The sequence below is a fragment of the Methanosarcina sp. A14 genome, assembly GCF_001729375.1.
Taxonomy (GTDB): Archaea; Halobacteriota; Methanosarcinia; order Methanosarcinales; family Methanosarcinaceae; genus Methanosarcina; species Methanosarcina barkeri.
In genome coordinates, this window is sequence record NZ_LZPK01000014.1 from 1 (window position 1) to 9,244 (window position 9,244).

Genomic DNA, 9,244 nt, shown 5'->3' on the forward strand with positions numbered 1-9,244 from the left:
TTGAATATTGGTTAAGACATATACTCAAATAAAGAATTTATGGCCAAATCATTAAACAGTATAAATACTGGAAAGTAATCCAGACTCAAAATCCTCTTGAAAATTGCATTGTTAGAGAGAGTGGACATAAAACTTATAAGGAGTTAAAAAAGAGAAATTTATGGAGTTTTGAAGTGATTCCCAATGCCACCAGAACTCCATAAAACACGCCCTATGAGGCAGTTATCATGTTTAGCTGTGCGAATATTTAAGCTTACCTGATCCTGCCTCCTAGAGAAAAATAACTAGGAGTTAAACGAATGGTTAAGAACAAAATTGGAATAGGAATAATTCTTTTGACAATGCTGGTTGGTATGGCATTGATACCAGCTGTGAGTGCACAGAAAGAGGTATAGTGTAACTGCGGAGAAAGCCCTTGAGCACGCAAATGCTCACATGATAAACTTTATCTCAACTAACACACCGGGACTTGAAAACTGGACAGAGGCATATATTGACCCTAAACCATTGGAGCTTTATGACCCAAGTGGTAGAAAATTGTATTATCAATTTTCGGTATACAAAAATAGTAACCTAATAGGTAGAATCTACATTGGTGCCGATAAAAAGATGGGGCACTCAGTACAACTCGTTGAACTTGATTCAAAACCTTTTGATGCTGCTAAAGCCATTAAAAAATCAATTGAAATCGCCAAAAATGAATACCCAGATGGGAAAATTAAGTCAACTCAGTTGGTTGTATATGATTATCCTGCTATAGGAGTGATGACCGTAGTAAAGGACAAAACAACAGGAAACGAATATCGGATAGCTGTCCTTACTGTGGTCTTACTCTTGATAGGAGATCATAATGCTGCTATTAATATTCTCAGACTGGGATTACAGTCTGTAGCGAAAGCTTAGATGCCCGCGACTTCAGTCGCGGGAGTAGTCACGCCCAACCATCCTGAGTCTTTTGGGTAATTTAATGTTTCATAGAGCACTCTCTACTGGCTATGTCTGTACAGATACAATTCTCATAATGTCTTTCTATATAGCAGTGCTTTAGCGGTATAGTTTAATAATTATCAGGATGCCTTTAATGCATCCTGTTTGAATTTTATACTTACTTTTTTATTTTTCAATTTTTCAGGCAAGTTCTTTGTTGAAATACTTGTCATAGGAACTCATATCAAAATGTCCGTGTCCGCTCAGGTTGAAGAGAATCGTTTTTTCTTCTCCGGTTTGCTTGCATTTGAGAGCTTCGTCGATTGCACAGCGGATAGCGTGGGAGGATTCCGGAGCAGGTACTATACCTTCGGTCCTTGCGAACTGCACAGCGGCATCAAACACCGGGTACTGATCATATGCAACAGCTTCAATAAGCCCTTCAGCGTAGAGTTTACTTATAATTGGGGAGTCACCGTGGTAACGGAGCCCGCCTGCGTGGATGGCAGGAGGAACATGTTTGTGTCCTAGGGTATACATTTTAAGAAGCGGGGTCATTTCCGCAGTATCTCCGAAGTCATACCTGTATTCTCCTTTAGTCAGGGACGGGCAGGCGGAAGGCTCGACTGCAATTACTCTTGGATTTCTCTTTCCTTCAATCTTGTCTTTAATAAACTCAAGAGATATTCCCGCGAGGTTGCTTCCTCCGCCGCAGCAGCCTATAACTATATCAGGATAGGTTTCAACCTGTTCAAGCTGCTTCTTGCATTCAGCCCCGATTACTGTCTGGTGGAGCATAACATGGTTGAGGACACTTCCCAGTGAGTATTTAGTGCTATCATGTGCGATTGCATCCTCTACGGCTTCACTGATTGCTATCCCCAGGCTTCCCGGTGTTTCCGGCTGTTCCTTCAGAATCTTTTTCCCAAATTCGGTATCTTCACTTGGCGAAGGCACAACATTTCCTCCCCAGACTGTCATCATGGATTTCCGGTAGGGTTTCTGGTAAAAACTGGAACGGACCATATAGACTTTACATTCGAGATCAAAGTAATTGCAGGCAAGAGCTAATGCACTTCCCCACTGCCCTGCCCCGGTTTCAGTTGTGATCCTCTCGGTTCCTTCTTTCATATTATAATAAGCCTGGGCAATTGAGGTATTTGTCTTATGACTGCCTGCAGGGCTTACCCCTTCATTTTTATAGTATATCTTTGCAGGGGTTTTGAGAAGTTTTTCCAGCCTGTGAGCCCTGTAAAGAGGGCTTGGTCTCCAGAGCCTGTAAATTTCAAGTATCTCTTCAGGGATGTCAATAAACCTTTCACTGCTCATTTCCTGCTTGATAAGACCTTTTGGGAAAATAGGTTCAAGAGCCTTAGGGCTTATCGGCTCCCTGGTTCTTGGATCAAGAGGCGGATCGATAGGAGAGGAGAAGTCTGAAAGGACGTTATACCACTGTTTAGGCATTTCATTCTCGTCAAGGATAATCTTTGTCTGTTCCATAGGTTTTCTCCATCAGTCTTTTATGCACAAGTTCGTACTTCGACGTATATAAGTGTTATTTACTTTACATTTAAGGAGTTCACATTCCATTTATGTACTTTTGGGAAAAAGATGTTTGAAGGAAAGTTACTTATCAAAAATAGGGTCTGAAAAAAGAAAGATTGCCAGAAGCTGGAATCAAAAAAAAGGAAAAACAGCTAGAAGCAAAAACCGGGAAAAAAGTAAAGCGAACAGAATAGGAGCCAAAAAACGAAAAACGGTTAGAATCAAAATATTGGTTATGAAAAAAGTTTGATTCTAAAAATATTCACTTGAGGTTCTGAGAATTTCACTTAACATTCCGAGAGTTTCGTTTGACATTCTGAGAATTTCACATGATATTCTGAGAGTTCCACTTGATTTTAAGATGGATTGTCGATAACTGAAGTTCTTGATTTTTAACCGGATTATTGTATCTTTTCTGCAAGCTCCACAGCAAGTTTTGCCACTTCAGTAGCACATCTCCCTAGCAGGCGTATCATTGGTTCTTTTCCCTTGCCTCCTTTATCATAGATGACTTTCGGCACGCTTCCGTACTTTTTGATTGCTTCGGCTGTACCCCAGTCCATAGTACTGGAGTTCTCCGGTTCTTCAGCCCTGTCAAAAGAGGAAATTCCAAGTTTCATATCTATGCAGGCTGCAAGTGCCTCCCTGGAGTATTTTACGTTAATTGCTGCTCTTACTTCAGGATCATAACGAAGGGACGCAAGAATAATCCTTGCTACATGTCGGCTGGCCCCAAAATCGACACAGCCTACGGGAACTGCCCGATCCCTGTGCCTTACTATCCTGCCTTCGACGGCCGCAACGTCTTCGTAGCTGTCAGCTTCGGGAATAGCCATTCCTATGTTACAACCTACTTCGGGAATCAGTTTTGAAAAATCAGGGCTGCTTTCAAGAATCGAAACTGCTTCTTTTAATTCTCTTAAAACCAGGTAGCGTTCTTTTTCCTCCAGAATCAATCCAAGCTGGTTTACAGGACTTACTCCCCTGCCTGCAGGCCTGCTCCTGAGGATTGCCTGTTCAACGAATTTCTTTGCTTTCCTTGCAGCTCCCTCCAGGTTTTCTCCGGAAGCTAAGAAGGCAGTCACTGCCGCAGAGTAAGTGCAGCCCGTGCCGTGTGTTCCTCCTTTAACAAAAGTGCCCGGAACACGGGTAAAAGTCTCAGAATCAGCTTCATAAATCAAGTCAGTGGCATCCAGATGTCCTCCTGTAACAATGACAGCTTCAACACCCAGGTCCGCAATTTTCCTGGCTGCAATTTTCGCGTCCTCAGGGGTTTTGACAGACATGCCAGCGAGTGCACCTGCTTCGGACGCATTGGGAGTCGTAACCTTGCAGAAGGGCAGCAGTTCTTCAGTAAGGACAGAGATAGCTTCTTTTCGCAGAAGGTTTCCTCCTGCTTCAGCAGCTATGACAGGGTCCAGGACGAGAGAAAGCTCGTACTTCTTTACTTCTTTTGCAACTTCCCTTACGATTTCTGATGAGGCAAGCATACCACTTTTTGCCCACCTTACCTCCATATCAGTGCAGACGGCTTCGATCTGGCTGGCGACAGTTTCAGGAGTGAGGTCAAAGGTTTTCAACACTCCTGTGGTATTCTGTGCAGTAACCGATGTAATAGCGCAGGTTCCGTGTACTCCAAGAGCGGCAAAAGTCTTCAGATCCGCAGCAATTCCGGCTCCTCCTCCTGAATCCGAACCTGCAATAGTCAGAGCAATCGGGGTTTTTACTTTTAAGGTTTTTTCGGTCATGGATTCCTTCTCTTTTTTTCATTCGTTTTCCTGCTACTTTCTGGAACTTTTTCTTCTGGCAATGGGGATTTTATTTAATATTCTGGAATGGGAAATTAATTTAATATTGTGCCTTTCAGGAAGATTTTTATAAGTTTTAATAGAATTATTTGTAAAAAATCTTCTCAACAGGTTTAAATGACCCTTTGTTTTTTCTGGGGGATTGTCTCTGTCCTGAAGTAATTTTCGTTCATTTCGCGTTCATATCAGGGCATTTTGTAGAAAATTCTCGTTTATCTCAAGGGGTTTTTTCTGTATGATAACTTATAAAATGATATATTGCTTCGATACATTTATATATTGTATTTGCGACTTTGATGCAAATAATCATATTTAAGACGCATTTAAGACGCGGCGATCAATTTAAATCTGGATTAACTATTTATATTGATATAGATAATGACTTGATTTGTAATGTTTTAAGGGGACTGTAAGGATGGCAAACCGACCTCTGGATATTTTGAACAACGCACTGGACACACCTGTAATCGTTAGATTGAAAGGCGCACGCGAGTTTAGAGGCGAGCTGAAAGGATACGATATTCACATGAACCTCGTGCTTGACAATGCTGAAGAGCTAAGAGACGGAGAAGTTGTAAGCAAGTTCAGCAGTGTCGTTATTCGCGGTGACAACGTGGTATACGTATCTCCGTAATCTATATCAAGCACTTCATCTATTATCGTTAAACCTCGGAGCACCAGGACTTATTGTGACTGGCCGCAAAGAGTGAATTCAGATGAATAGAATCGCTTCAGATTATCGAATACTGCTCTAACAAATTAATTTTTATCAGGAGATTTAGGAATGAGTAAAGGTACTTCATCAATGGGAAAAAGGCAGAAACGCACACACGCTAAATGCAGGCGCTGCGGTAGTGTTTCTTTTAACGTGCATACAAAACAGTGTACTTCATGTGGTTTTGGAAAAACATCTCGTATAAGAGCTTACAAGTGGCAGGCAAAGTGCAAGTATTAAGCCTGTCTGTTCCACTTTCTCTATTTTTTACCTTCACCGGAGGTCGAAATTGAAAGAAGAATGTGGCGTTGCAGGCATAATTCTACCAGGCGATAGGCCGCAATCCAATACTGTCGCATTCAAGCTGTATTACGCCTTGTATGCCCTCCAGCATAGAGGACAGGAATCCACTGGCATAATGGTATATGATGGTACATCCTCTCATTCCATTAAAGGCATGGGTCTTGTCCCTGATGTGTATAACAAAGATTCTCTCGGACACCTGGTTGGAAATGTAGGAGTAGGGCATGTCCGCTACTCAACCACCGGAGGATCAAAAATAGAAAACTGCCAGCCCTTTGTTCTGAAATTTAAAGGAGGAGCAGTTGCAATTGCCCATAACGGGAACCTGGTTAATGCCAGAACGCTCAAGGATGAACTGGAGTGCGAAGGCCGTATCTTTATCAGTGAGTCCGATACCGAAGTTATTGGCCACCTTCTTGTAAAAGAACTGATAAGGCATGACCCTATAGAATCAATCCGGAATGTCATGCGCAAGCTTGTCGGTTCCTATTCCCTGGTTATCCATATAGGCGGTGTTCTGTATGCTGTGCGGGATCCTCTCGGTCTTAAGCCGCTCTGCTTCGGGAAAGTCGATGGTGGATATGCAGTCTTCTCGGAAAGCGTAGCCCTTGACACCCTTAATGGCACCCTTATCAGGGATGTGCGGCCAGGTGAGGTCATAGTCTTTACAGGCAACAGTTTTGAGAGCTACCAGATAGGAAACGAGACTCATCCTGCACATTGTGTTTTCGAGTTCATTTATTTCGCAAGGCCTGATTCTATTATTGACGGAAAACTGGTATACAAAGTGCGGGAAAATATCGGGAGAGAGCTAGCCAGAGAACATCCTGTAGAGGCTGATGTTGTTTCTCCTGTTCCTGACTCCGGGATTACTTCGGCAATTGGATATGCCAGGGAATCAGGTACCAAATACCTTGAAGGTCTTATGAAGAACCGTTACATAGGGCGTACATTTATCCTGCCTGGCCAGGAATTGCGTGAAACCGCAGTCCGGCTTAAAATGAATACCATTCAGGATAATGTTAAAGGCAAACGTGTTGTTCTGGTTGACGACAGCATTGTCCGGGGTACAACCTCAAGGCGGATTATAGATATGGTCCGCAGGGCAGGTGCGTCAGAAATCCATGCAAGGATAGGAAGTCCTGCAATTATTGCCCCCTGCTATCTGGGTATAGATATGGCTACCCGGCAGGAACTTATCGCCTCTTATAAAACCGTAAAAGAGGTTGAAAGCCTTATTAATGCGGATTCCCTCGGATATCTGAGTATTGACGGACTTATGAGGGCTCTTGGGCGCGATAAGTGCGACATGTGCCTTGGTTGCCTTACAGGTGAGTATCCTGTAGAAATTCCTGGAGAAAACTGCATAAGGAAGCAGACACGTCTGGATGATTTTAACAATAACCAGGAAAGTTCCTGAACGGCTCTTCCAAGTCGATTCGTAAGGAACTTTCTTTACGATTCTTTTTGAATTTTCACTGTATTTGTGAATTCTTTCACTATCTATTTGATTTTCCACTACTCTTTTTGAATTATCAATGTCTATTTGATTTTCCACTACTCTTTTTGATCCGTTCGTAGTTTTTATCTATTCTACGTTTATTCGTCATCTTGTTAAGCCTTTAAAAGCGTAACATTAACTGTCCTGCTTCTTGGCCCATCCATTTCGGCAAAAAAGATTCTCTGCCACGTCCCGAGCTCAAGCTTTCCTGCCGAAACAGGCAGGGCTTCGCTTGCTCCAATCAGTACTGCTTTGAGATGGGAATCCGCATTGTTATCTATGCGATCGTGCCTGTAACCAGCACCGGCAGGAACAAGCTTATTTAAAAGATCCAGTATGTCCTCTTTTAGCCCGCTTTCGTTCTCGTTTATTATGATACCTGCGGTAGTATGTCGTGTACTGATAAGGCATATGCCTTCAATTATTTCGCATTTCATTACTTCTTCCTGAACTTGTGAAGTGATATCAACCAGTTCAATGCGTTTGGACGTCTCGATTTTGAGTTGCAAAGTCTTTCCCTCTAAAGCTTTCTAGATTCTATTTCAGTCTTTTCTTACAAAAAATGCATTGATTCAACGTAATATCCTATTTTCCTCACTTCTTAATGCAGTGCGCGGACTTGCTGTAAATTCAAAGTTCATTTTTTGCTTACTGAATATAATCCATTCTCTTAATATTGGATTTTAAACTACCAACTTTTTGAGATTTCTAATTTTACAGAAAAATAGGCATACTGCTTAAGTTTTTATAGAAAGCAGGAACTAGGTAAAGACGACGTTCAGTAAATCCTAAACCGTTAATGCACATTGCCTTAATTACAGCAGAATGAGAAATGTTGTGGCCACTTTTCTGAGGAGAAGAGTGTAAATCGAATATGAACTATCGAGTTCGTCAAATACGCCAGCAATAAGGCCATAATGACTAAGATGAGTTGTGGATTCAGATCTAGGAGAGAGAGTCATTATGGCAAAATTAGGTGAGATTTTATAAAAAGTAAGTACACGATTTGAAAAATATTAAACCCAAAAAATTTACTGTGGGAAGGCAATATATTATATTAAAGAAACATATCTGATAGTCGTCTCTTCTTTAATGAGAAGTACTTGCGTATTTATTCTAAAAGCAGCCCAATGTCAAAAATTGTTGATTCTCAGTAGTGGTTTTACCTCTTTAAAGCAGCACAGCTTCCTCTTTCTAAAAGTACTTTTCTTCGAATTGATACAACAAGAACCTCGAATAGGTGTAGTAGATTGCGCCAAAAACTATAATTTTAATTTCTGAATTATTTTCAAAGCTAATGCCACAAGTATAATAAAAAATATTATTCTCAATATTATCGTTATTACTACAATGGTGTCTATCATTTATATTCCTCATATTCATAAATTTTGAATTTATTTTTGATTTTTCTTTATGTTACTATAATTTCAACTCATCAAATATATTTATTTTTTGAAACGTTTGAGTTCTATACCGCATATTAATAGCAAATAATGTTTATTATTAACTATTATTTCCTTTTTTCTATCGAAGTTGAATTTTAATACCCCAAGACTAAATTATCGCACGAGCCCATCCCAAAATTTGATCTAATCTTATTATTGCTGCCACCATTTACAACTCCAAGGTACGATATTTCTTTGATTTCATATCTTGGAAACACTTTCTTGCATGACTTTATCCAGTTAAAGAACCATTTTATTGCACTTTTCTTTTTGTATTCTTCCTGATTTACCTTTATTGGTCTTCCTCTCTTCTTTTTCTTCTGATTTTTCTTGTTTACTGTATATTTGACTTTATTCCTCTTTTTCGGTTATATTCCCTAATCTTAGCTGTATCATACATCCATCGGCTGTCTTACTTTTTTGTAGCCATCATATTCGGTGGTTCTCCTTTTTTAGCTGGAATATACTTTGTATCAGTAAAGCAATGAGATAGATCTATTTTCTTCAAGTCGTAACCTTTGTTTAAGAGCTCATTGAAAATTTTCAGATATGTGTACTATGTTCACAAAAATAGAGATGGAACCTATGAACTGTTGACTTAGATCCCTAGCAACGGGGAACATCTTTTCACGTACAACCTGTCATAACAACGTACAAATACCGTTCATTAACTTACTCATATCTGCACACGGCCTTCCTGCATGTGGTTTATGTGGAGAAAGATAAGGCTCTATGGACTCCCAGAAAGCATCATCGATTTCACGGAAAGACATTAAAGTAAATTTATAATTTCAATATAATATTACTTTTGGGATTGGCTCCATAATTATTTATAGAAGTTGACCTCTTTTTCATTAGGGGTGTATGAAATTTTTAATAGGGTGCTTTTTGAATTTAAATCAGTAATTATCGAGAAAAGATGAGGTGATAAGATTAACAGAATTCGTATTTTGAACTTTTGGTGTGTCTCGTTTGTATATTTAGAGAATCTCAAATTAGC

General features: G+C 40.3%; 8 protein-coding genes and 1 pseudogene. 5 read left to right on the forward strand and 4 right to left on the reverse strand.

Going from position 1 to position 9,244, the window contains the following annotated elements; genetic code table 11:
- Positions 1-375: 375 nt before the first annotated feature.
- Positions 376-903, forward strand: a complete 528-nt coding sequence (locus A9239_RS00795; protein ID WP_141706322.1) for a hypothetical protein — start codon at positions 376-378, stop codon at positions 901-903.
- Positions 904-1,128: 225 nt separating this feature from the next.
- On the opposite strand, the gene A9239_RS00800 is transcribed toward A9239_RS00795, so the two are convergent.
- A complete protein-coding gene (locus A9239_RS00800) occupies positions 1,129-2,427 on the reverse strand; it encodes a TrpB-like pyridoxal phosphate-dependent enzyme (protein ID WP_048118563.1) in 1,299 nt (432 codons plus the stop codon).
- A 115-nt stretch (positions 2,428-2,542) separates the two neighbouring features.
- Here A9239_RS00800 and A9239_RS00805 point away from each other — a divergent pair, with 115 nt between their 5' ends.
- Positions 2,543-2,722 (forward strand): hypothetical protein, encoded by a 180-nt coding sequence (locus A9239_RS00805; RefSeq protein ID WP_141706323.1) that lies wholly within the window; start codon positions 2,543-2,545, stop codon positions 2,720-2,722.
- Positions 2,723-2,873: 151 nt separating this feature from the next.
- Here the strand turns inward: A9239_RS00805 and thiD are convergent, their stop codons facing one another.
- Positions 2,874-4,220 carry a bifunctional hydroxymethylpyrimidine kinase/phosphomethylpyrimidine kinase gene (gene thiD, locus A9239_RS00810; protein WP_048118557.1) on the reverse strand — a complete coding sequence of 449 codons (1,347 nt, stop codon included), beginning with the start codon at positions 4,218-4,220 and terminating at the stop codon, positions 2,874-2,876.
- A 475-nt stretch (positions 4,221-4,695) separates the two neighbouring features.
- On the opposite strand from thiD, the gene A9239_RS00815 reads away from it, so the two are divergent.
- The 3 genes from A9239_RS00815 to purF all read left to right on the forward strand — a co-directional run bounded on the left by A9239_RS00815 (position 4,696) and on the right by purF (position 6,718).
- Positions 4,696-4,914 (forward strand): LSm family protein, encoded by a 219-nt coding sequence (locus A9239_RS00815; RefSeq protein ID WP_011023130.1) that lies wholly within the window; start codon positions 4,696-4,698, stop codon positions 4,912-4,914.
- Positions 4,915-5,064: 150 nt separating this feature from the next.
- Positions 5,065-5,235 carry a 50S ribosomal protein L37e gene (locus A9239_RS17850; protein WP_011308409.1) on the forward strand — a complete coding sequence of 57 codons (171 nt, stop codon included), beginning with the start codon at positions 5,065-5,067 and terminating at the stop codon, positions 5,233-5,235.
- A 49-nt stretch (positions 5,236-5,284) separates the two neighbouring features.
- Positions 5,285-6,718, forward strand: coding sequence for an amidophosphoribosyltransferase (gene purF / locus A9239_RS00820; protein WP_048118548.1), 1,434 nt, complete (start codon positions 5,285-5,287; stop codon positions 6,716-6,718).
- A 194-nt stretch (positions 6,719-6,912) separates the two neighbouring features.
- Here the strand turns inward: purF and A9239_RS00825 are convergent, their stop codons facing one another.
- Both A9239_RS00825 and A9239_RS17855 read right to left on the reverse strand, forming a co-directional pair.
- Positions 6,913-7,308 (reverse strand): secondary thiamine-phosphate synthase enzyme YjbQ, encoded by a 396-nt coding sequence (locus A9239_RS00825; RefSeq protein WP_048155138.1) that lies wholly within the window; start codon positions 7,306-7,308, stop codon positions 6,913-6,915.
- 229 nt (positions 7,309-7,537) lie between these two features.
- Positions 7,538-7,761, reverse strand: a pseudogene (locus A9239_RS17855) (DUF4277 domain-containing protein); the annotation flags it as partial.
- Between the last annotated feature and the right edge of the window lie 1,483 nt (positions 7,762-9,244).